This is a genomic window from Rhizobium sp. CB2179, assembly GCF_057653455.1.
In genome coordinates, this window is record NZ_JBYGKR010000004.1 from 343274 (window position 1) to 366190 (window position 22917).

The following is a 22917-nucleotide window of genomic DNA, read 5'->3' on the forward strand; positions in this document are numbered from 1 at the left end:
CCTGAAGCGCCCGGCATCGTCATTCATTGCGCGATCGGAAGGCCGGTCGCCGAAGCGATCTGGTTGGCGGCATCGTCGAGAGCCGCCTTCGCATCGGGATAGCCGCCAGCGAAGAACTTCGTCTGCGTCGCCTTGAAGATGGCTTCCGCATCGCTCTGGAAGGCGGTGCCGCGGCTCGGTACGATCTTCGGCAGTGTCGCCAGAATATCCGCCCAGACCTTCTGGCCGCCCCAATAGGGCTGCGGCTCATTGACGAAGGGATCCTTCTCAGCCGAAAGCAGCGACGGGACCAGACCGAATTCCTTCAGCATGGTGATCTGGCCCTCATCCGTGCCGAGGGCGTAGTTGACGAATTTCCAGGCGGCTTCCTTATTCGCGGATGTCGCCGAAATGGCGAGCGACGAACCGCCGAGATTGGCCGCATGCGGGCCATCGGCCGTCAGGCTCGGCATTTTGTAGACGCCCCACTTGCCCTTGAGATCGGGAGAGGTCGAGCGCACGGTGCCCTCATACCAGCCGCCATAAAGCTGGCTTGCGGCCTTGCCGGCGGTATTGGCCTGGATCTTTTCGTCCCAGTTGGCCGACGTCAGCGTCCCGGCATCCTTCATCTCCTTCACCTTTTGCAGTGAGGCGACGCAGGCCGGCTGGTTGATGGTGATATTCTGGCCGTCGGTCGAGTAGTAGCCGCAGCCCTGTTCGTTGGCGAGCATGCGAAACCATTCGCTGTCGCCGTTGAAGTCGGCCTGCGCCATGACGACACCGGGATTGGCGGCGGAAATCTTTTTGCCGGCAGCGATGAAATCGTCCCAGGTGCTGATCGTGCTCGGATCGACGCCGGCCTTTTCGTAGAGATCGCGGCGGTAGAAGACGGCGACAGGACCGGAATCCCACGGCATGGCATAGGCGACATCGCCGACTTCAAGCTCGGTGCGCTTGAAATCAGGGAATTTCGCCTGGATATCGGCTGTGTAGCCGAGCTCCTTCAGATTGGCGAAGCAATCCGGGAAACGGCTCCAGAAGATTTCAGCCTCGAAATTCTCGATGCTGACGATGTCGGGCAAACCGTCGCCGCCGGCGGCGCAGGCAGCGAGCGTCTTATCGAAGACCTGGCTGTTGCCGAGGTCCTCGACGGTGATCTTGATATCGGGAAACTGTTTGTTGAAGCCTGGAAGCGTGGACTTCAACGCCGACGCGGCGACATTCCAGCTCCAGATGGTAAGATTGGCCGACTGCGCGTATGCGGAGCCGGAAGCAAGCACTGCGACAGCTGCGGTCGCAGCGAGAAGTTTGAAGCGCATTGAAAATCCTCCCTTTTCAATTGCCGATCTTTCACGAACGCGGTTAGACTATCTGTAAGGGAGCGGGTGTCTCCTAAAAAGGGAACATGAATTTGGCGGAAAGTAAGGTCGGGACACGTGCAATCTATCAGCCCGGCGCGAGCAGCATCGAGGGTTTGCCGACAGCGCTGCAGATGTTTCATGCCCATCCGCCTGTAATGGCCATGCCGCACTGGCACGCGCAGGTCGAAGTCAACTATGTGATGCGCGGCACCGTGCACTACCGGATGAGCGATCACGAATTCCGGCTGAACGCCGGGGAAATGTGCCTCTTCTGGGGTGGTCAGCCGCATCAGATGGACGAATCCTCAGATGATTCGCTCTATGCCGGCGCCCATCTGCCGCTCGTCTATTTCTTTCGGCTGCGCCTGCCGATCAGCGTTTCCAGCCGGCTTATGAAGGGTGAGACGCTGCTGACCTCGGCAACGGATGCCGCCGACAACGAAAACTTCGCCCGCTGGTTCCGCTATGCCAATTCCGGCGACGCGGCCAAGGCCCAGCACGCCGTCGACGAGCTGCTGCTGCGCATTGAGCGGATCGCGCTCGAACCTTATTCGATGACGTCGCAGGCCATCATCAGTCTCGAAGGTGATCACCCGCACCCGCATTCCTCGCGCAGCGTCGCGCGCATGTGTGATTTCATCGCCGCCAATTTCCTGCATGACATCGATTCGGTCGATATCGCCCGCGCCGCCGACCTGCATCCGAAATATGCGATGAACCTGTTCAAGCGATCGACCGGCATGACGCTCAGCAAATATGTGACGCTGCTGCGGCTGTCGCGCGCCCAGGCGATGCTGATGAGCGAGGGCGCCAACGTACTGCAAGTGGCGATGGACAGTGGCTTCGGCTCGATCAGCGCCTTCAACAAATCCTTCCGCCACATCGCCGGCATGTCACCATCGGACTTCCGCCGCGATATCCGGCTGGTGACGACGGTCCCGGCCGGGGCTTTCCGGAACTAGCTCAGGGCCAGCCGCAATTCGGCGATCTGTGTGCGTCTGCCTGCGACTTGTTTTTCACTGGGCAAAAAAGAACCAACGCCTAAGGTGGGAGAATATGCACATTTTCTGTGCAAGTGCATGCACTATTGCATCTGCGAGGGAATCGGCGCCATCGCACTCTCAATAAAATCAATGATTTATAATTTGGCACGCACTTTGCTTCGATGGTTGCAGAGTTGGTGGCTAGGGTTCCGGCGTCGCAAGGCGTGGCTGGTCCGAGAGCTGCCACCGGCAGGGGAGACATCCCGCCGGGTGCACGGCGGGACAAAAGCCCGGGAGACCTCGTAAGCCAAGGGATTGGCGGCACGATGGTCATTGCCGATCCCTTTTGAAGAAAAGCAAAAGGGGAATTTCAATGCAGACTTTTTCGAAGATTCTATCGATTACCGCACTGACGGCGTCCCTGGCGCTGGGACTGGGCTCCATCGCCAAGGCCGAACAGAAGACCGACTTCAAGGTCGCATGGTCGATCTATGTCGGCTGGATGCCCTGGGGTTATGCTGCTGATCACGGCATCGTCAAGAAGTGGGCCGACAAATACGGCATCAAGATCGAGGTCACCCAGTTCAACGACTACGTCGAATCGATGAACCAGTATACCGCAGGCGCCTTCGACGCCGTGACGCTGACCAACATGGACGGCCTGTCGATCCCGGCCGCCGGCGGCGTCGATACGACAGCCGTAATTGTCGGCGACTTCTCGAACGGCAATGATGCCGTCATCCTCAAGGACAAGGCGGGCCTTGCCGACATCAAGGGACAAAACGTCAATCTCGTCGAATTTTCCGTCTCGCACTACCTGCTCGCCCGCGCGCTCGAGAGCATCAAGCTGACCGAGCGCGATGTGAAAGTCGTCAACACCTCCGACGCCGATATGGTCGCCGCTTACAAGACGGCTGACGTGACCGCGGTCGTCACCTGGAACCCGCTGGTCTCGACCATTCTCGAGGATCCCACGGCCAAGAAGGTCTTCGACAGCTCGCAGGTGCCGGGCGAGATCATCGACCTGATGGTCGCCAATTCAGGCGTGCTGAAGGACAATCCGAATTTCGGCAAGGCGCTCGCCGGCATCTGGTATGAAACCGCAGCACTTCTGACTGCTGACAGTGCCGACGGCAAGGCTGCGCGCGAGGCGATGGGCCAGGCATCGGGCACCGATCTCAAGGGCTTCGAATCCCAGCTTGCCGCCACCAAGCTGTTTGCCAAGCCGGCCGATGCCGTTGCCTTCACTTCGTCGGGCAGCCTGCCGAAGACAATGGATCTCGTCCGCAACTTCCTGTTCGAAAAAGGCTTGCTCGGCAATGGCGCGCCATCGGCCGACGTCATCGGCATCGAAATGCCTGATGGCAAGATCCTCGGCGACAGCGGGAACGTCAAGCTGCGCTTCACCGAGACCTACATGAAGGCCGCCGCCGACGGTTCGCTCTGAGCCATGTCAAAGCAGCGGTGCGGAGTTGACCGCACCGCCCACCCTTCATCAGCGGAGCTTTCCCCTATGCGCTGGATCAACACGAGGCCGAGCCGGGGTGCGCAGCTTACCTTGACGCTGCTGCCCTTCGTGCTGCTGATTGTTGCCTATACTTTCGGCTCGGCAGCACGGCTGGCGGAAAACGCCAACGACAAGCTGCTGCCCGGTCTTGCCGGTTTTGCCGATGCGATCGACCGCCTCGCCTTCATCGCCGATCCGCGCACCGGCCAATACCTGCTCTGGTCCGATACCGGGGCGAGCCTGATTCGTCTGTTTGCCGGCCTTGGCATCTCCACGATCACCGCGCTCGTCATCGGCATGCTGATCGGCATGCTGCCCTATCTCCGGGCGCTGCTCTCCCCTTTCGTCGCCGTTATCTCGATGGTGCCGCCGCTGGCGCTGCTGCCGGTCCTCTTCATTGCCATGGGTCTCGGTGAAGCCTCCAAGATCGCGCTGATCGTCATCGGCGTCGCGCCGACGATGATCCGTGATCTTGCGCTGAAGGCACTGGAGCTGCCACGCGAACAGATCGTCAAGGCTGAAACGCTCGGCGGTTCCTCCTGGCAAATCGGCCTTCGTGTCGTGCTGCCGCAGATCCTGCCGCGGCTGATCACCTGCCTCCGGCTTCAGCTCGGTCCGGCCTGGCTGTTCCTGATCGCCGCCGAAGCGATCTCGTCGGATTCCGGTCTCGGCTACCGCATCTTCCTCGTCCGCCGCTATCTCTCGATGGACGTCATCTTTCCCTATGTCGTCTGGATCACGCTGCTCGCCGTGATCATGAATTATATCCTCGATCGCATCCGCATCGCCGTCTTCCCCTGGTCGGAGTTGGAGAAGCAGGCATGAGCGAATTGGTGATCGAAAAGGTCTGGAAGGAATATGGCGACCAGATCGTGCTTGAGGATGTGTCGCTGACCGTCGCTTCGCGCGCCTTCGTCGCCCTTGTCGGCCCGTCCGGCTGCGGCAAGTCGACGTTCCTGCGCATGCTGCTCGGCCAGGAGCGGCCGACGCGAGGGACAATCCTGCTGGACGGCGAAGCCCTACCGCAGGAGCCGGGGCCGGATCGCGGCGTCGTCTTCCAGCGCTATTCCGTCTTCCCGCATCTAACCGTGCTCGGCAACGTGCTGCTTGGGCGGGAACTCTCAACGTCCCGCTACAAGGCCAAGCTTTTCGGCGCCGCCCGTCGCGACGCCATCGACGAGGCACGGCGGCTGATTGCCGAAGTCGGCCTTTCCGGCGCCGAGGACAAATATCCGGCGCAACTATCAGGCGGCATGCAGCAGCGCCTGGCTTTGGCGCAGGCGCTGATCATGAAGCCGAAGGTGCTGCTGCTCGACGAGCCCTTCGGTGCGCTCGATCCCGGCATCCGAGCCGAGATCCACACATTGATGAAGCGGCTCTGGCACGAAACGCAGATGACCGTCGTCATGGTGACACATGACATGCGCGAAGCCTTCACGCTGGCGACGCGCGTCGTCGCCTTCGAGCGCAAGCGTGACCGCCCGGAGGAAAAGGAGCGCTACGGCGCGACGATCACCAAGGATATCTCGATCTGGCCGCCGAGGCTTGCCGGCGCGCCCTCCATCTTCAGCCCCGACCGGGACGGCCCGGTCATTTCTCTGGGCCTTCGCCGGGACGACCCGGCTTCCAGTCCGTCAGGAGAAAAACCATGATGCATGTCAGACGTTCGCCCGAGGAGATCGCTGCCAACCGGCAGCGTTACGAGGAACATCAGAAGAAGGGGCTGGAATTTGCGCCGAAGGCCTTTCCGGCGCCGAGCCCTCTGCCGGCCCCCGCAATCGATGCGGCTGCAATCATCCATCAGGAAACCATCCCCGGCGGCTGGCACTGGTCGAGCGCGCTGAAGCGCGGCGAGGCTCTCCGCATCGATCAGGGCGAAGGCGGATCGACCGTGGCGCTCGTCGCCTGGAACGCCGCTGACACGAGCGAACGGCTCAATCTCGTCGATACGGTCAAGGTGCAGTGGACGACCGCCCTCGGCAAGGGCCGCGTCATCTTCTCAGACATGGGCCGGGTGATGTTTTCGCTGATCGAGGATAGCTCCGGCGCCCACGACTGCCTGATGGGCGGCTCGACCGCAGCTTCGAACGCCGCAAAGTATCCCGGCGTCAAGACCCGCAACACCCGCGACAATCTCGTGCTCGTCGCAGGCAAGCTTGGTTTCACCAGGCGCGACATCCCTGGGATTCTCAATCTCTTCGCCCCGGTCCGCGTCGACGATGACGGTGGCTTCCACTGGCGCGGCAAACTCTCCAACAGCGGCGATTATGCCGAGCTGCGCGCCGAGATGGACATGATCGTCGGCCTTTCCAATTGCCCGCATCCGCTCGATCCCGACCCGGTCTATGCGCCGAAGCCGGTGATCGTCACGCGCTTTCGCGCGCCCGCACCCGCAGTCGACGACCTCTCGCGAACGGCGACCGCCGAAGCCCTTCGCGGCTTCGAGAACAACGCCTCGATGCTGGCCTGAGGGAGGATGACGATGACCGATTTCATCAAGACTTCAGCTTCGCGCAGCCTCGAAAACGCCGTGCAGGATCATTTCATCCCGGCCGAAGCGCCGTGGTCCGGCATCGTGCGCAAGGGCCAGACCATCCGCATCGAGGACAGCTACGGCCAACAGGCAATCGACACGCTGTTTTATCGCGCCGATGATTTTGCCGAGCGTTATTCCAACCAGGATACGATGCGGGCGCAAGGTGGCGCCTATATCGGCACCGGCACGAAGATCATCTCGAACGAGGGCAACGTCATGCTTGTCATGACGGCCGACAGCTGCGGCCGCCACGATACATCAGCCGGCGCCTGCTCCTGCGAGAGCAACACCGTGCGCTTCGGCCACGGCACCAAATACCTGCATGCCTGCCGCGACAATTTCGTGCTCGAGGTGACAAAACACGGCATGAGCAAGCGCGACATCGTGCCGAACATCAATTTCTTCATGAACGTGCCGATCAAGCCGAACGGCGAGATGACCATCGTCGACGGCATCTCCGCGCCCGGCGACTATGTCGAGCTGGTGGCTGACATGGACGTGCTCTGCGTCATCTCCAACTGCCCGCAGATCAACAATCCCTGCAACGGTTTCGATCCGACGCCGATCCGGGTGCTGATCTGGGATGGCGAGGACTGATCGATGTTCACCAAAGTCCTTATCGCCAATCGCGGCGAAATCGCCGTCCGCGTCATCCGCACATTGAAGAGGATGGGAATTGCCTCAGTTGCCGTCTATTCCGATGCCGACCGGTTCTCGAAGCCGGCCCTGACCGCTGATGAGGCCGTCCGCCTCGGCCCGGCGCCTGCTGCCGAAAGCTATCTTGACGTCGATGCCGTCATTGCCGCCTGCAAGGCGACGGGCGCTAAGGCCGTGCACCCAGGCTACGGCTTCCTCTCGGAGAATATCGGTTTTGCCGAGCGGCTCGCCGCCGAAGGTATCGTCTTCATCGGCCCGCGCCCGGAGCATCTGTCGGCCTTCGGCCTGAAGCATACGGCGCGCGAATTGGCGAAGGCGAGCGGCGTGCCGCTGCTGCCCGGAACCGATCTCTTGCAGAGTATCGACGAGGCGCTTTCGGCTGCCGAGACCGTCGGTTATCCCGTCATGCTGAAAAGCACAGCGGGCGGCGGCGGCATCGGCATGCAGCTCTGCGCCGATGCCGCCGGCCTCAAGGCTTCCTTCGAAAGCGTGCAGCGGACCGCGCGCGCCAGCTTCGGGGATGCGCGCGTCTACATCGAGCGATTCGTTGCCGAAGCGCGCCATGTCGAGGTGCAGATCTTCGGCGACGGCAAGGGCCGCGTGATCGCGCTCGGCGAACGCGACTGCTCGCTGCAGCGGCGGAACCAGAAGGTCGTCGAGGAGACGCCTGCTCCTGGCCTTTCCGCGGAGATACGGGCGCGGCTGCACAAGGCGGCGGTCGACTTGGGAGGCTCGGTGTCCTATGAATCGGCCGGCACCGTCGAATTCATCTATGATCCCCAGCGCGAGGAATTCTATTTCCTCGAGGTCAATACCCGCCTTCAGGTCGAGCATCCCGTCACGGAAGCCGTCTTCGGTATCGATCTCGTCGAATGGATGATCCGGCAGGCGGCCGGCGAGGACGTGCTCTCGGGTGCTAAGGCCCTGACGCCGAAGGGTGCGGCGATCGAGATGCGTATCTATGCCGAGATGCCGCATGCCGATTTCCGACCGAGCGCTGGCCTTTTGACCGAGGTCATTTTTCCGGAAAGCGCCCGTGTCGACGGCTGGATCGAGACGGGAACCGAGGTCACGCCCTTCTATGACCCGATGCTTGCCAAGCTGATCGTGGCGGCGGAAGACCGGCCGGCGGCGATCGAGAAGCTGAAGACAGCGCTCGCCGAAACGTCGATATCAGGCATCGAGACCAATCTCGATTATTTGAGAACGATCGCCGCTTCCGAATTGCTGGCCAGCGCCAAGGTGGCAACGACGGCTCTACGCGACTTCGCCTTCGTTCCCGATGTCGTCGAGGTTCTCGCGCCCGGCGCCCAGTCGAGCATCCAGGAACTGCCGGGCCGGCTCGGCCTCTGGCATGTCGGCGTGCCGCCGAGCGGGCCGATGGACGAGCGCTCCTTCCGCCATGCCAACCGGCTGGTCGGCAATGACGATGTGACGGCTGCGCTGGAACTGACCGTTTCCGGTCCGACATTGCGGTTTTATGCCGACCAGACGATCGCGCTTGCCGGCGCCCGGATGCCTATGACATGCGACGGCGCAAGATTGCCGCATGACACCCCGGTATTGATCCGTGCCGGTCAGGTTCTGTCGATCGGTGCGATCGAAGGACCGGGGCAGCGCGCCTACCTCGCGGTCGCCGGTGGTTTTGCCGCTCCCGTTGTGCTCGGCTCGCGCGCGACCTTCGGCCTTGGCCAATTCGGCGGCAACGCCACCGGCACCCTGAAGACAGGGCATGTGCTGCACTTTGCCCGCCAAGTACCGGCTGAACCGGTGAGACCAGCGACGGAGGCAGCCGTCTTGACGCGCGAATGGGATGTCGGCGTCGTCTATGGCCCGCACGGGGCTCCCGATTTCTTTCAGGATGGGGATATCGAGACGCTGTTTTCGACCGCCTACGAGGTCCATTTCAACAGCGCCCGCACCGGCGTTCGCCTCATCGGTCCCGCCCCGGTTTGGGCACGTAGCGACGGCGGTGAGGCGGGACTGCACCCCTCCAACCTGCACGATAATGCCTATGCGATCGGGGCGATCGATTTCACCGGCGATATGCCGATCATTCTCGGCCCCGACGGTCCGAGCCTTGGCGGCTTCGTTTGCCCGGCGGTGATTACCCGCGACGAGCAATGGAAGATGGGCCAGTTCAAGCCCGGCGACCGCATCCGTTTTCATGCAGTAGTACGGCCGGAAGACCCGATCGCTGGCCCGGCGGCGCGGCGGCCCTCGGAAGAAGCAGGTTCGCCGATCCTCGGCATCAGCGAGGATGGCCCGGTTTCTGTCGTCTATCGCCGCCAGGGCGACGACAATCTGCTCGTCGAATATGGGCCGATGACGCTCGATATCGCGCTGCGGCTACGGGTGCACCTGCTGATGCAGGCGGTCATCGAGGCCCACCTTCCCGGCGTCGTTGACCTCACCCCCGGCATCCGCTCGCTGCAGATCCATTATGACGGCACGCAGCTGACGCGTCGGCGTCTGCTGGGGCTGCTCTCCGAGATTGAGGCGACGCTTCCGGCAGCGCAGGAGGTCACGGTGCCGAGCCGCATCGTGCATCTGCCGCTTTCCTGGAACGATCCGGATGCGGAGCTTGCGATGCGCAAATATCAGGAACTCGTGCGCCCGAACGCACCCTGGTGCCCGTCGAATATCGAGTTCATCCGCCGTATCAACGGCCTTCCCGACGAACAGGCCGTCCGCGATATCGTCTTTGATGCCAGCTACCTGGTGCTCGGTCTCGGCGACGTCTATCTCGGTGCGCCGGTTGCGACCCCGACCGATCCGCGCCACCGCCTCGTGACGACGAAGTATAATCCCGCCCGCACCTGGACGCCGGAAAATGCCGTCGGCATCGGCGGCGCCTATATGTGCATTTACGGCATGGAAGGACCGGGCGGCTACCAGCTCTTCGGCCGCACCATCCAGGTCTGGAACACATGGCGGGAGACACCGGCCTTCGCCAGGGGCAAGCCCTGGCTGCTGAACTTCTTCGATCAGATCCGGTTCTTCCCTGTTAGCAATCAGGAATTGACGGAGGCGCGCGCCGCCTTCCCGCATGGCGGCTATCCGATTCGGATCGAGGAGACGGAATTCTCCTATGCTGCCTATGAGAAGGAATTGCAGGCGAATTCGGCGTCGATCGGCCGTTTCAAGGCAACCCAGCAGGCCGCCTTCGATACTGAGCGCCAACGCTGGAAGGAAGCCGGGCTCGACAGCTTCGTCACCGATGAAGGCACAGGCGAAAGTCCGGATGGGGATATTCCCGACGGCTGCTTCGGTGTTGCCAGCGCCGTACCCGGCAATATCTGGAAATTGCTGGTCGAGCCGGGTGCCTCGGTTGCGGCCGGCGATACACTCGCCATCATCGAATCGATGAAGATGGAAATCAACGTCACCGCCCATGCGGCAGGCCGCGTCCGCGACCTGCGCGCCGGGCCGGGAAGAAACGTCAAAGCCGGCGATATCATCGTCGTTCTGGAGGAATGCTGACATGCTGCCGACCATCCTCGATCTCTCAAGCCTTCGCGCCGCCTATCAATCCGGCCTGACGCCGCTCGACGCCATCGAAGAGGTGATCGCCCGCCGCGCCGCCTCGAAAGATCCGGCGATCTTCATCACGGCGGTGCCCGACGAGGAGCTGCGGGCCGCCGCCAAAGCCTTGATGGCGCGGGCGCCTGAGGCAAACAGCCTGCCGCTCTGGGGCGTGCCCTTCGCGGTCAAGGACAATATCGATGCCGCCGGCCTGCCGACGACGGCCGCCTGCCCGGCATACGAATATCGGCCGGAAGCGGACGCTACCGTCGTTGCGCGGCTGAAGGCAGCCGGCGCCATCATCATCGGCAAGACCAATCTCGACCAGTTCGCGACCGGCCTCAACGGCACGCGCTCGCCCTATGGCGCGCCGCGTTCGGTCTTCGATGCGGGCTATATCTCCGGTGGCTCGAGCTCCGGATCATCTGTCACGGTTGCTTCCGGCCTCGCGGCCTTCGCACTCGGCACCGATACGGCGGGCTCGGGCCGGGTGCCGGCTGCCTTCAACAATCTGGTCGGCATCAAGCCAACGCCGGGCCTTCTGCCGAATACCGGCGCCGTGCCCGCCTGCAAGAGCGTCGACTGCATCACAATCTTTGCCGCGACCGTCGGCGACGGTGTTACGATCCGCAAGGTCGCCGAGGGTTTCGACGATGCCGATCCTTTCTCCCGTCGCCCCAAGCCGGCGAACCTGCCGGTATCGGGCTTGCGTATCGGCGTCCTGACCGACGCCGAGCGGGAGTTCTTCGGCGACAAGGAGGTGGAGGCGCTCTACGACCAGGCGATCGAACGCGCCAAAGCGCTCGGTGCGACCATCGTGCCTTTCGATTACGCGCCATTCCGCGAGGCCGCCGCCCTCCTCTACGACGGGCCATGGGTTGCCGAGCGTCTGGCGGCGGTCGAGACCTTCCTCGCCACGAACGCGGCCGATTTCGACCCGACGGTCAGAGGGATTATCGAGGGTGCCAAGGGCAAGACCGCGGTCGAGGCTTTCAACGGCCGATACCGGCTCGAGGAACTGCGCCGCAAGACCGAGGCCGAATGGGAAAAGGCCGACGTGCTTCTGCTGCCGACGGCGCCGACTACCTACACGGTCGCCGACATGCTGGCCAATCCCGTCGTGCTCAACGGCCGCCTCGGTCGCTACACCAATTTCGTCAACCTGCTCGATTGCGCGGCGATCGCCGTTCCGGCCGGCTTCGGAAAAGGTGGCCTGCCGGGCGGCGTTACCGTCATCGCACCTGCCTTCACCGACGATGCGCTGGCACCACTTGCCGACGCGCTGCACCGCGCAGCAAGCTCCGGCATGGGCATCGACCGGCAGGCTGCGATCCCCGAAGCAAGCCGTGTTGTGCCCGGCGATGACGGTTTTATCGAAATTGCGGTCGTCGGTGCGCATCTGACCGGCATGCCGCTCAATCACGAACTGGCAGGCTCTGGCGGGCGTCTGGTCAGGACCTGCCGCACGGCCGGCGATTATCGCCTCTTCGTCTTACCCAATACCACGCCGCCGAAACCGGGGCTGCTGCGCGAGCCCGGCCACAAGGGTCAGGGGCTGGAGGTCGAGGTCTGGGCACTGCCGGCCGATGCTTTCGGCAGGTTCGTCCAGAAGATTCCGGCACCCCTCGGCATCGGTAAGCTGACGCTCGAAGACGGTTCCAGCGTCTCCGGCTTCGTCTGCGAGGCGCATGCGGTGAAAGGTGCCGAGGAAATCACCGCTCTTGGCGGCTGGCGCAACTATATTAGCGCCAAGCTGGCGAGCTGAGGAGAGCCTAACATGGCGGCAAAACTCGTCTGGCGCCTGATCGATCTGCTGCGGGACGGTCTGACCGCCCGCAGCGAAGCGATCGGCAGCACCTGTGTCAGCCCTGGCGGCTCTGAGAGCGTTCGGCAAGCTCGACGATGATGCCGTCGGGATCGCGAACGAAGGCGATCTTGTTCAGCATCTCGGAGTGGACGGCGAAGCGCGGCGGCTCCTTGATCTCGACGCCCGCCTGTTCAAGGCGGGCGAAGGCCTCGTCGACATTGTCGAAATAGAAGGTGAGGTGCCGGACGCCGGCCGTATCTTCAGGCACGTCGACCGCTCTCGACGCGCCGCCGGGCGGCGCAAAGACCTCCAGCATGCCGCCGCCTGCATCGAGGAACGCGACCTGCATGCCATTCGCCATCGTCTTGCGCAGCACGAGGCTGAGGCCGAGCAGGCCACAGTAGAAATCGACGGTGCGGTCCATGTCGCCGACCGTCATGCCGACATGCTCGAAGGATTTCAGCATCGGAGAGCCCTTCCCGGTTCAGACGGTGGCCGCAGCCCGCCATTCCCCTGCCGGAAGCCAGGAGCGATAGAGCGGATGATCGGCGGCGATCGGCATCGGCGTCGGTTGTCCGGTTCGCTGCGAGAAATAAGCGGCCGTTACCAGTTCCAGCGAATTGCGGGCATCCTGCAGCGTCACCGGTGGGTCGGTGTCTTCGACGATCGCCTTATGGAAGAGCTCGAACTGACGGGTGTAGCCATCCTCGCCAGGCACATAGGCGGCGAGCACTTCGTCGATCCGCGCCTGATGTTCCTCTGTCCCGGCGACGAACGTCCACGGATCACGGCCCATCGTATAGGGTTCGATGATGCTTTCGGCGACGAGGTCGTTGAAGCAGAAGCGCAACCGCGAGATCTCCTTGCGCGAACCCAGCGTCATCGACAGCGTCGCCAGCGAGCCATTCTGCATCTTCACCGAAAGGGCTGCCGTATCCTCGACCTCGATCGGATTGACCAGCGTCGCCCCATAGGAAAACACCTCGGCGCAGGGGCCATGCACATAGTTTAGCATGTCATGGGCGTGGATGGCGTGGCCGAGAAGGCCACCGCCGAGTTCGCTCGCCCACTTGCCGCGCCACGGCACGGCATAATAATCCGGCCCGCGCCACCAATGGGTTTCGATCGTGGTCAGGAACGGCTTGCCGGCCAAGCCACGTTCGATCAGCAGCTTCAGCTTCTGCAGGCCGGAACCATAGCGATACTGGAAGATCGGCATCAGCTTCTTGCCGGGGTAACGATCGAGGATGCGCCCGATCTCGTCGACCTCGGCGATCGAGCCGAAGAGCGGCTTCTCGCAGATCACGTGCTTGCCGGATTCGATACCCTTGCGGCAAAGTTCGAAATGCGAACTCGGCGGCGTCGAAATGTCGATGACGTCGAGATCGTCACGGGCAAACAGCGAATCCGCATCCTGCGTGTATTCGCCAATGCCGAACTCCTCGCACAGCGCCTTGCCGCGCTCCTCGTCGAGCGAGCAGAGCACGGGGACTTCGAAAAGCTCCTTGTTCCAGCCGAAGCCGGCCAGATGCCGCGCAGCGATGCCTGCGCCGATGACACCGACGCGCAATTTTCTGGTCATGATATCCTCCTCAGCGAGCGCCGATGCGCGCGGCTTTCGCCTGGGCTTCGAGCGAAAGACGGCAGACTTCAAAAACGTGATCCTGGGTCATCGCCGTCTGCGTGCGGTTGCCAACGTCGGCGGTGAAAGCGTCGAAATAATCGAGTTTTTCACCGCTGCAATCGATATGGGTCATTTCCTTGCCGTTGACCAGGAAGAGGTGATCCTTGCCCGGCCGGCCGGCGATATCGATATATTTGCGCAGTTCGATGTAACCTTCGGTGCCGAGGATGGTCAGGCGCCCATCACCCCAGGTCGGCAGCGCCTCCGGCGTGAACCAGTCGACACGGACATAGCCCGCCGCCTTGTCGGAACGCAGAAGCACCTCGCCGAAATCCTCGAAGGCGGGCTTGTCGGGCATGCCGAAATTGCCGATCGAGCTTGCGATGACCTCGCCTGTGGTCGAGCCGGTATAGAACAGGAACTGGTCGACCTGGTGCGAAGCGATATCGACGATGATGCCGCCGAAGGCTTCGGGATCGAAGAACCAGTCCGGCCGGGTCGGCAGTTGCAGCCGGTGTGGACCGACACCGAGCGTCTGGATCACCTTGCCGATCGCGCCTTCGGCGACGAGCTTGCCGGCCTTGACGGCGGAGCGGACGCAGTGGCGCTCGGAAAAGCAGATCGAGAAGATCTTGCCGGTCTCGGCAACGGTACGCCTGACGTCCTCGAGTTGGGCGAAGGTGGTCACGCCCGGCTTGTCGATCATCACGTCCTTGCCCGACCTCATTGCGCGGATGGCAAGCCCGGCACGATCACGCGGAATCGCGGAAATGCAGACGACATCGATCGACGGATCGTCGAACAGCTTTTGCCTGTCGATCTGCGGCGCGTCAGGATAGGTCTTCTCGAAGGCCTCGCGCAACGCCGGCACCGAGGTCTGCGGGCAATAGCCGACGAACTCGCCGCCCGCGGCCAGCAATCCCTTCACGTGATCGAACGTGTGCCCATGGTCGATTCCGACGACGGCAAATCTCAACATCGCTGCAATATCCTCCTGGGATTTTCGTGTGGCCGCCTGACGCCAGCCTCCTCCATGTCGCGCAAAACAGATAACGAAAGCCGCCGCCTGTCAAGGCGAGATGAAAGGGGAAATCGACCGAGTTGCAAATTAAACATATGAAATATAACGATTAATTTGTATCTAAATAGTTATTTTGCAGGTTTTTACGCTTGGTCTTTCGACAAAGGGCCACGGCTTGAACCGATCGGGCGAAAGTCTTTTTCCCCGACGCATCTTGCCCCATCTCCGTGAATGTGATCGATTTCGGCTGCCGCCGGGCTGGAGGGCGGCAACACCCCGCAATGTTTTGAAGAGCGCTCCCCGCTCGCCCGTGACGGAAGATCCACCATGTCTCAACCTCTGCTCGATATCGCCGCTTCGGATGGTCTTTTTGTCGGCCGAGCCTGGAATCCCGAAGTTGCCGGGCCAAGCATCGTGACGCTTCGAGAGGGGGAGCTGGTCGACATCACCTCGCGCGAGGCGCCGACACTGAGCGCGCTGCTCGAGCGACAGGACGCTGCTGGTTTCGTGCGCGCTGCGAGCGGCAAGGCGATCGGCTCGTTGCAGGATATCGCCGCCAACAGCACCGGCACGCCGGATGAAGCGCGTCCCTATCTCCTGGCGCCCGTCGACCTTCAGGCAGTGAAGGCCTGCGGCGTCACCTTTGCGCAGTCGATGATCGAGCGCGTCATCGAGGAGAAGGCGGCCGGCAGTCCGGAGCGTGCCGCCTCGATCCGCGAGCGCGTCAGCACGCTGATCGGTGGCAGCCTCACCAATCTGAAGGCCGGTTCGCCGGAGGCTGCCAAAGTCAAGCAGGCACTGATCGACGAAGGCATGTGGTCGCAATATCTTGAGGTCGGTATCGGGCCGGACGCCGAAGTCTTCACCAAGTCACCGGTGCTCTCCTCCGTCGGCTGGGGTGCGGATGTCGGCCTGCATCCGATCTCGACCTGGAACAATCCCGAGCCGGAAATCGTGCTCGCGGTCAACAGCCGCGGCGAAATCACGGGCGCGACGCTCGGCAACGACGTCAACCTGCGCGACGTCGAGGGCCGCTCGGCGCTGCTGCTCGGCAAGGCCAAGGATAACAACGCCTCCTGCTCCATCGGTCCTTTCATCCGCTTGTTCGATGCCGGCTACAGCCTCGATGATGTACGCAAGGCTGAACTCGACCTGAAGGTGTCAGGCCAGGACGGCTTCGTGATGCACGGCAAGAGTTCGATGTCGCAGATCAGTCGCGATCCGACGGATCTCGTCAAGCAGACGGTCGGCGCCCATCATCAATATCCCGACGGTTTCATGCTTTTCCTCGGCACGCTGTTTGCGCCGACGCAGGACCGCGACGCGCCGAAGCAAGGCTTTACGCACAAGATCGGCGATGTCGTCGAGATTTCCTCGGCAGGCCTCGGCGCGCTCGTCAACACCGTGCGCCTCTCCACCGAATGCCCGCCCTGGACCTTCGGTATTTCGGCGCTGATGAGCAACCTCGCAAAGCGCGGTCTGCTCTAAACTACTGGTTTCGCCGCTTGCCCTGCAGCAAGTCGAGAACGGAGTTTGCCGCTTCGAGAACGTTTGTCCCAGGGCCGAACACGGCTGCAACGCCGTGTTCATGCAGGAATTCATAGTCCTGCCGCGGGATAACACCGCCGCAGACGACGATGATATCACCACCGCCCTGTTCCCTCAGCCTGTCGATCAACTGCGGCAGCAGCGTCCTGTGACCGGCCGCCAGCGACGAGACGCCGACGACGTTGACCTTTTCGCTGAGTGCGACACCGGCAGCCTCCTCCGGTGTCTGGAAAAGGGGACCGGCGAGCACGTCGAAGCCGATGTCGCCGAAGGCCGAGGCGATCACCTTGGCGCCTCGGTCGTGTCCGTCCTGACCGAGCTTGGCGACCATGATCTTCGGCCGGTGACCCATGGCTTCCGTCACCTCCGTCATGCGGGTCTTGAGCACGGCGAGTTCCGGCTCGTTTTCATACGCTTGGCCATAGACGCCCTTAATCACCACTGGCGTGGCGGCATGATCGCCGAAGGTATCGCGCATCGCATCCGATATCTCGCCGACCGTGGCGCGGGCCCGCGCCGCCTCGATGGCGGCTTCAAGCAGGTTGCCCTTGCCGCTCTGTGCGATCTCGGCCAGGGCCGCCAAGGCCTCGCGCACGGCTTTGCCATCGCGCCGCCGCTTGGTTTCCTCGATACGTCTGATCTGCGCTTTGCGTACTGCGCTGTTGTCGATCTCCAGAATGTCGATCGGCTGCTCGTTGTCGAGCCGATAGCGGTTGACGCCGACGATGACCTCCTCGCCCTTGTCGACGGCCGCCTGGCGGCGTGCGGCCGCTTCCTCGATCAGCCGTTTCGGCAGGCCGTCTGCCACCGCCTTGGTCATGCCGCCGAGTGCCTCGACTTCCTCCATCAACGCCCAGGCCTTGTCTGCCAGTTCGGCCGTCAGGCTTTCGACATAGTAGGAGCCGGCGAGCGGATCGACGACCTTGGTGACGCCGGTCTCGTGCTGCAGGATGAGCTGGGTGTTGCGGGCGATACGAGAGGAGAACTCAGTCGGCAGCGCAATCGCTTCGTCGAAGGAATTCGTATGCAACGACTGCGTGCCGCCGAGCACGGCCGACATCGCCTCGAAAGCGGTGCGGATGATGTTGTTATAAGGGTCCTGCTCCTGCAAGGAGACGCCGGAGGTCTGGCAATGGGTGCGCAGCATCAGCGAGGACTGTTTCTTCGGATGAAACCCTTCCATGATCCGCGTCCAGAGCAGGCGGGCGGCGCGCAGCTTGGCTGCTTCCATGAAGAAGTTCATGCCGATGGCGAAGAAGAAGGACAGCCTGCCGGCGAACTCGTCGACGCTCAGGCCTTTGGCGATGGCGGCGCGGACATATTCGCGGCCGTCGGCCAGCGTGAAGGCCAGTTCCTGCACCAGTGTCGCGCCGGCTTCCTGCATGTGGTAGCCGGAGATCGAGATGGAGTTGAACTTCGGCATCTCGCGGGCGGTATAGTCGATGATGTCGGCAACGATCCGCATCGATGATTCGGGCGGATAGATATAGGTGTTGCGGACCATGAACTCCTTCAGGATGTCGTTCTGAATGGTGCCAGAAAGGTCGGCTCGCGAAACACCCTGCTCCTCGCCGGCCACGATGAAGGAGGCAAGGATCGGGACGACGGCGCCGTTCATCGTCATCGACACCGACATTTCAGCCAGCGGAATGCCGTCGAACAGGATTTTCATGTCCTCGACGCTGTCGATTGCCACACCCGCCTTGCCGACATCACCCTCGACGCGCGGATGATCGCTGTCATACCCGCGGTGGGTGGCAAGATCGAAGGCGACCGACAGGCCCTTCTGGCCGGCCGCCAGATTGCGGCGATAAAAGGCATTCGATTCCTCTGCCGTCGAGAAGCCGGCATATTGGCGGATCGTCCAGGGCCGGCCGGCATACATCGTCGCCCGCGGGCCGCGGGTGAAAGGCGAGAAGCCGGGAAGCGAACCAAGATGCCCGGCGCCGTCAAGATCCTCGGCCGTATAGAGCGGCTTGACGGCAATGCCTTCCGGCGTCTGCCAGGTCAGCTTCTCGGGCGAGGTGCGCAGTTCCTTTTGCGCAAGCTCCGCCCAATCCGACAGCGTCTTCTTCGTCATGCGGTTCCTCCGGCTTTTTTCATTCCCACCCTACCATTTCACCGGCTCCTCGTGCGATAGAGCCCGAACAGGATGATTTTAGGCCGAGCCGGCCCAAAATCTGAATCCTGTTCTATATTATATAGTTAGAGCATGATGTCGTCCGAAAACCGCTCACACTTTTCGGCATCATGCTCTAGGATTATTAATGCGGCAAATCCTTGATTTCTATTGCCGGCTTTGGGACCCGCCTCATGAAGACCATGCAGATCTATGCCTTTGACATGAACTGCGTCGGGCATATCAACCACGGCCTGTGGACGCATCCGCGCGACCGCTCAGCGCATTATACCGATCTGGACTACTGGACAGAGTTTGCCAAGACCGCCGAACGCGGCAAGCTGGACGGCATCTTCCTGGCCGATATCGTCGGTGTCTATGACGTCTACAAGGGTAGCCCGGCGCCGGTGATCGAGACGGGCGCGCAGATCCCGGTCAATGATCCGATGATCCCGATTTCGGCGATGGCCTATGTCACGAAACATCTGGGTTTCGGCGTCACCGTCAACACCACCTATGAGCCACCCTTCCTGCTGGCGCGGCGCATGTCGACGCTCGATCATCTGACCAAGGGACGGATCGGCTGGAACATCGTCACCGGTTATCTCGACAGTGCCGCCCGCAGCATGGGTTTCGACAAGCTGCCGGAACATGATGCGCGCTACGATGCGGCCGAGGAATATCTCGAAATACTCTACAAGCTCTGGGAAGGGAGCTGGGACGACGATGCGGTGGTGCGCGACAAGGTAGGCGGTGTCTATGCCGACCCCTCCAAAGTGCGCTCTGTCCGTCACGACGGCAAATATTACCGGATGGAAGGCATCCATCTTTCCGAGCCCTCGCCGCAGCGCACGCCCCTGCTCTTCCAGGCCGGCGCCTCGGCACGCGGGCAGGATTTCGCCGCACGTCACGCCGAATGCGTCTTCATTGCCGGGCCAAATCCCAAGGCGGCCAAGCCGACCATCGATGCGCTGCGGGCGAAGGCGAAGGAATTCGGCCGCGGCGCCGACGCATTGAAGATCCTGAGCCTGATCACCGTCGTCGTCGGGCGGACGGAGAAGGAAGCACGGGACAGACTGGAGGACTATCGCCGCCATGCGAGCGTTGAGGCTTCGCTTGCGCATTACTCCGCTTCGACAGGCATCGACTTTTCGAAGTATGGATTGGACGACGTCATCGACCAGAGCTCGACCAACGCCAATCAGTCGGCGCTTGCGGCCATCACGAAACAGGCGCCAAAGCCCGTGACGCTGCGTAACATCATCGACCAGATGGTGCTCGGCAGCCGGATGAAGCCGATAGTGGGTTCGCCGGAACAGATCGCCGATCATCTCACGGCATGGATCGACGAGGGTGGCATCGACGGCTTCAATCTGGCGCGGACAGTGGCGCCGGAAAGCCTGCGCGATTTTGTCGACTTGGTCGTCCCGGTGCTGCAGGAGCGCGGCGTCTTCAAGGCGGACTATGCTGCAGGACCCTTGCGGCAGAAGCTTTTCGGCGGCGGGAACGGCAGGTTGCCCGCCGCTCATCCCGCTGCCCAGTTCCGGCGCTGACTTATCGGTGGTCCAACCTGGCGACCAGCCGGTCGCCAAGCCACTGGATTCCGCAGACGAGCACGATGAGGACGGCCACCACCGCGATCATCACGCTGGTTTCAAAACGTTGATAGCCGTAGCGGATGGCGAGATCGCCGAGGCCGCCGGCGCCGATCGCGCCCGCCATGGCCGAGGCGCCGATCAGCGTTACCAGCGTGACGGTGAAACCGGCGACGATGCCCGGCAGCGCTTCAGGCACCAGCACCTCGCGGATGATCGTCCAGCGGTTGCCGCCCATGGCGCGCACGGCGTCGATCAGCCCGCGGTCGACCTCGCGCAGCGATACTTCGGCGATACGGGCGTAGTAGGGCGTTGCAGCGATGGCGAGCGGCACGATGGCCGCCCAGGTGCCGAGCGCGGTGCCGACGATCAGCCGCGTCAGCGGGATCAGCGCCACCAGCAGGATGATGAAAGGCACCGAGCGGAAACCGTTGATGACTGACCCGAGCATGCGATTGATCCAGAGGTTTTCGGCGATGCCGCCGCGCGCTGTCGCGACCAGAGCAAGGGCGAGCGGCAGGCCGGCGACGAGCGAGATCAATCCCGAGGCGAGGGTCATCAGGACCGTCTCCCAAAGGGAGCGAATAAGCAGTTCAAGCATGATCGGTGTCATAACCAAGCACCTCCACCCGGGCGGACCGGGCCGTCAGGAATTGTTCGACTTTTCCGGCAAGCGCGGGGTCGCGCGCGGGAACGGCGATGAAGAACCGCGCCACCGGCTGGTTCTGGATATGGTCGATGCCGCCATGGACGAGGCGGAAGGAATGCGGCAATGCTGCCGAGAGTTCGGCAAATAGCGCGCCCTGCGCCTGTGGCCCGGCGAGATCGACGCTGAGGATCGCTTCGCTGCCCGCCGTCGCCGACAGCCGGCCGGCGATATGCTCAGGAAGCTGCGGGCGGATACCGCCAAGCAGGCTCCCGGTGATTTCAGCCTGCGGATTGGCAAAGACCGACCAGACCTGCCCTTCCTCGACGATCCGCCCGGCATCGATGACCGCGACGCGATCGGCAATGCCGCGTACCACTTCCATCTCGTGGGTGATGAGCAGAATGGTCAGTCCGAGCTTACGGTTGATGTCCTTCAGCAATGCCAGGATCGACCGGGTCGTTTCCGGATCGAGCGCCGATGTCGCCTCGTCGGACAACAGCAGTGCCGGGCGTGCCGCCAGCGCCCGGGCAATGCCGACGCGTTGTTTCTGGCCGCCGGATAGCGATACGGGATAAGCCTTCGCCTTGTCGGCAAGGCCGACGAGTTCGAGCAGCTCGTGCGCCCGTTTCAGGCGCTCGCTCTTTGCAAGACCCTCGATCTTCAGAGGCAGCGCGACGTTTTCTTCGACGGTTTTGGCAGAAAGCAGATTGAAATGCTGGAAGATCATGCCGATGCGGCGCCGCAGCGGCTGTAATTCCTGTTCTGAAAGTCCGGTGATATCTCGGCCTTCGATGAGGATCTCGCCGCTATCGGCGCGTTCCAGGCCGTTCAGGCAGCGGATCAGCGTCGATTTGCCGGCGCCGCTGCGGCCGATGATGCCAAGGATCTCGCCTCTCTTCACCGTCAGCGAAATGCCGTCGAGTGCTGCAGTGGTCCCGAACCGCCGCTTCACACCGGTAAGCCTCACCACCTCTTCGGTCGCCGTTTGCGGCTCTGCCTCGATCGCCGTGGTGGAAACAAAGGAATTCATGTGTTTTTCCTTGCAAATGCTGAAGGCGGCCCGGGCAAAGAACGCCCGGACCGCCTCTCGGCAGGCCTTAACCCCAGCCCAGCCTCTGATCAATAGGCGCTGAGACCGGTGCCCTTATAGACCTTCTCGAATTCGGCCTTGACGGTGTCGTTCTGATAAGAAGACACAAGCGTCTTGACCCATTCGGCATCCTTGCTGTCGTCCTTGACGGCGATGAAGTTGCGGTATGGATTATCAGCGATCGGCTCCTGGGCAATGCGTTCGGCCGGCGAAAGACCGCTTTTCAGCGCCCAGTCGGTGTTGACGATACCGGCATCCAGATCGTCGATCGAACGGCCGACGATGCCGGCGTCGAGTTCCTTGATCTCGATCTTTTTCGGATTGTCGGTGACATCGGCGACGGTCGCGAGAATACCGGTGCCGTCCTTCAGTTTGATCAGGCCTTCGCTCTGGAGCACACGCAGTGCACGGCCTTCGTTCGAGGGATCGTTCGGCACGCCGATGACGGCACCTTCCGGGATCTCGGCGACGGACTTGTATTTCTTGGTGTAAAGGCCGATTGGCCAGACCCCGGTATAACCGACACGAACGATGTGATAGCCGTGCTGCTGGATCTGGTTGTCGAGATAGGGCTGGTGCTGGAAGGCGTTGGCATCGACTTCGCCGCGCTCCAGCGCTTCATTCGGCTGCGTGTAGTCGTTGAAGATGACGGTCTCGATCTTGAGACCCTTCTTGCCCGCCTCGCTTGCGACCACGCGCCAAATATCCTCCTCCTCGCCGGCCATGATGCCGACCTTGATCGACTTGTCCTCGGCATGGGAAGGCGCGGGTGCGGCAAAGGAAAAGACTGCGGCCGCCGAAATGGCGACGGCGGCAAGAGCCGCCCGGCGCGAAAGGTGGAAGGCGCGAAGATTTTTGTTCTTGGTCATTGTATATCCCGTCTGACTGAATGAGGCCGAACGCCCCGAGCAGGCCG

The 22917-nt window shown here is 62.4% G+C and carries 18 protein-coding genes and 1 riboswitch; of the genes, 10 read left to right on the forward strand and 8 right to left on the reverse strand.

The annotated features are described in order from the left end of the window. Positions 1 to 23 precede the first annotated feature (23 nt). The gene (locus AC244Q_RS33190; RefSeq protein ID WP_017997227.1) at positions 24 to 1298 is read right to left on the reverse strand and encodes an extracellular solute-binding protein; all 1275 of its coding nucleotides are present in this window, start codon (positions 1296 to 1298) and stop codon (positions 24 to 26) included. A gap of 86 nt (positions 1299 to 1384) precedes the next feature. On the opposite strand from AC244Q_RS33190, the gene AC244Q_RS33195 reads away from it, so the two are divergent. The 8 genes from AC244Q_RS33195 to atzF all read left to right on the forward strand — a co-directional run bounded on the left by AC244Q_RS33195 (position 1385) and on the right by atzF (position 12313). After that, positions 1385 to 2302 (forward strand): helix-turn-helix domain-containing protein, encoded by a 918-nt coding sequence (locus tag AC244Q_RS33195; RefSeq protein WP_012760012.1) that lies wholly within the window; start codon positions 1385 to 1387, stop codon positions 2300 to 2302. A gap of 211 nt (positions 2303 to 2513) precedes the next feature. After that, positions 2514 to 2622, forward strand: a riboswitch (guanidine-I (ykkC/yxkD leader). 74 nt (positions 2623 to 2696) lie between these two features. Further along, positions 2697 to 3770, forward strand: coding sequence for a putative urea ABC transporter substrate-binding protein (locus tag AC244Q_RS33200; protein ID WP_128407588.1), 1074 nt, complete (start codon positions 2697 to 2699; stop codon positions 3768 to 3770). Between the two features lie 66 nt (positions 3771 to 3836). Continuing rightward, positions 3837 to 4655: an ABC transporter permease gene (locus tag AC244Q_RS33205; protein WP_128407587.1), complete on the forward strand. Its 819-nt coding sequence runs from the start codon at positions 3837 to 3839 to the stop codon at positions 4653 to 4655. Beyond that, a complete protein-coding gene (locus AC244Q_RS33210) occupies positions 4652 to 5482 on the forward strand; it encodes an ABC transporter ATP-binding protein (RefSeq protein WP_012760009.1) in 831 nt (276 codons plus the stop codon). The genes AC244Q_RS33205 and AC244Q_RS33210 overlap by 4 nt, the downstream gene beginning before the upstream one ends. Further along, on the forward strand, positions 5479 to 6300 hold the full coding sequence (locus AC244Q_RS33215) for an urea amidolyase associated protein UAAP1 (protein ID WP_128407586.1): 822 nt from the start codon (positions 5479 to 5481) through the stop codon (positions 6298 to 6300). Before AC244Q_RS33210 ends, AC244Q_RS33215 begins: the two co-directional genes overlap by 4 nt. 12 nt (positions 6301 to 6312) lie before the next feature. Continuing rightward, complete coding sequence (locus AC244Q_RS33220) at positions 6313 to 6963, forward strand: urea amidolyase associated protein UAAP2 (RefSeq protein WP_128407585.1); 651 nt, start codon at positions 6313 to 6315, stop codon at positions 6961 to 6963. 3 nt (positions 6964 to 6966) lie between these two features. Next, a complete protein-coding gene (uca, locus tag AC244Q_RS33225) occupies positions 6967 to 10506 on the forward strand; it encodes an urea carboxylase (RefSeq protein ID WP_128407584.1) in 3540 nt (1179 codons plus the stop codon). A gap of 1 nt (position 10507) precedes the next feature. Further along, entirely contained in the window at positions 10508 to 12313 is a 1806-nt protein-coding gene (gene atzF, locus AC244Q_RS33230; RefSeq protein ID WP_128407583.1) for an allophanate hydrolase, read from the forward strand. Between the two features lie 97 nt (positions 12314 to 12410). Here the strand turns inward: atzF and AC244Q_RS33235 are convergent, their stop codons facing one another. The 3 genes from AC244Q_RS33235 to AC244Q_RS33245 are packed head-to-tail and all read right to left on the reverse strand — an operon-like array spanning position 12411 to position 14958. Further along, the gene (locus AC244Q_RS33235) at positions 12411 to 12821 is read right to left on the reverse strand and encodes a VOC family protein (RefSeq protein ID WP_128407582.1); all 411 of its coding nucleotides are present in this window, start codon (positions 12819 to 12821) and stop codon (positions 12411 to 12413) included. 18 nt (positions 12822 to 12839) lie between these two features. Continuing rightward, positions 12840 to 13937, reverse strand: coding sequence for a Gfo/Idh/MocA family protein (locus AC244Q_RS33240; protein ID WP_128407581.1), 1098 nt, complete (start codon positions 13935 to 13937; stop codon positions 12840 to 12842). A 10-nt stretch (positions 13938 to 13947) separates the two neighbouring features. Beyond that, positions 13948 to 14958: a Gfo/Idh/MocA family protein gene (locus AC244Q_RS33245; RefSeq protein WP_128407580.1), complete on the reverse strand. Its 1011-nt coding sequence runs from the start codon at positions 14956 to 14958 to the stop codon at positions 13948 to 13950. A gap of 369 nt (positions 14959 to 15327) precedes the next feature. Here AC244Q_RS33245 and AC244Q_RS33250 point away from each other — a divergent pair, with 369 nt between their 5' ends. Next, entirely contained in the window at positions 15328 to 16488 is a 1161-nt protein-coding gene (locus AC244Q_RS33250) for a fumarylacetoacetate hydrolase family protein (RefSeq protein ID WP_128407579.1), read from the forward strand. A 1-nt stretch (position 16489) separates the two neighbouring features. On the opposite strand, the gene scpA is transcribed toward AC244Q_RS33250, so the two are convergent. Next, positions 16490 to 18628 (reverse strand): methylmalonyl-CoA mutase, encoded by a 2139-nt coding sequence (gene scpA / locus AC244Q_RS33255; protein ID WP_128407578.1) that lies wholly within the window; start codon positions 18626 to 18628, stop codon positions 16490 to 16492. 233 nt (positions 18629 to 18861) lie between these two features. Here scpA and AC244Q_RS33260 point away from each other — a divergent pair, with 233 nt between their 5' ends. Then, on the forward strand, positions 18862 to 20220 hold the full coding sequence (locus AC244Q_RS33260) for an LLM class flavin-dependent oxidoreductase (RefSeq protein ID WP_128407577.1): 1359 nt from the start codon (positions 18862 to 18864) through the stop codon (positions 20218 to 20220). 1 nt (position 20221) lies between these two features. On the opposite strand, the gene AC244Q_RS33265 is transcribed toward AC244Q_RS33260, so the two are convergent. The 3 genes from AC244Q_RS33265 to AC244Q_RS33275 all read right to left on the reverse strand — a co-directional run bounded on the left by AC244Q_RS33265 (position 20222) and on the right by AC244Q_RS33275 (position 22870). Beyond that, positions 20222 to 20875 (reverse strand): methionine ABC transporter permease, encoded by a 654-nt coding sequence (locus AC244Q_RS33265; RefSeq protein ID WP_128407576.1) that lies wholly within the window; start codon positions 20873 to 20875, stop codon positions 20222 to 20224. Beyond that, positions 20856 to 21941 (reverse strand): methionine ABC transporter ATP-binding protein, encoded by a 1086-nt coding sequence (locus AC244Q_RS33270; protein ID WP_026157700.1) that lies wholly within the window; start codon positions 21939 to 21941, stop codon positions 20856 to 20858. The genes AC244Q_RS33265 and AC244Q_RS33270 overlap by 20 nt, the downstream gene beginning before the upstream one ends. An 89-nt stretch (positions 21942 to 22030) precedes the next feature. Then, positions 22031 to 22870 (reverse strand): MetQ/NlpA family lipoprotein, encoded by an 840-nt coding sequence (locus AC244Q_RS33275; RefSeq protein ID WP_128407575.1) that lies wholly within the window; start codon positions 22868 to 22870, stop codon positions 22031 to 22033. Between the last annotated feature and the right edge of the window lie 47 nt (positions 22871 to 22917).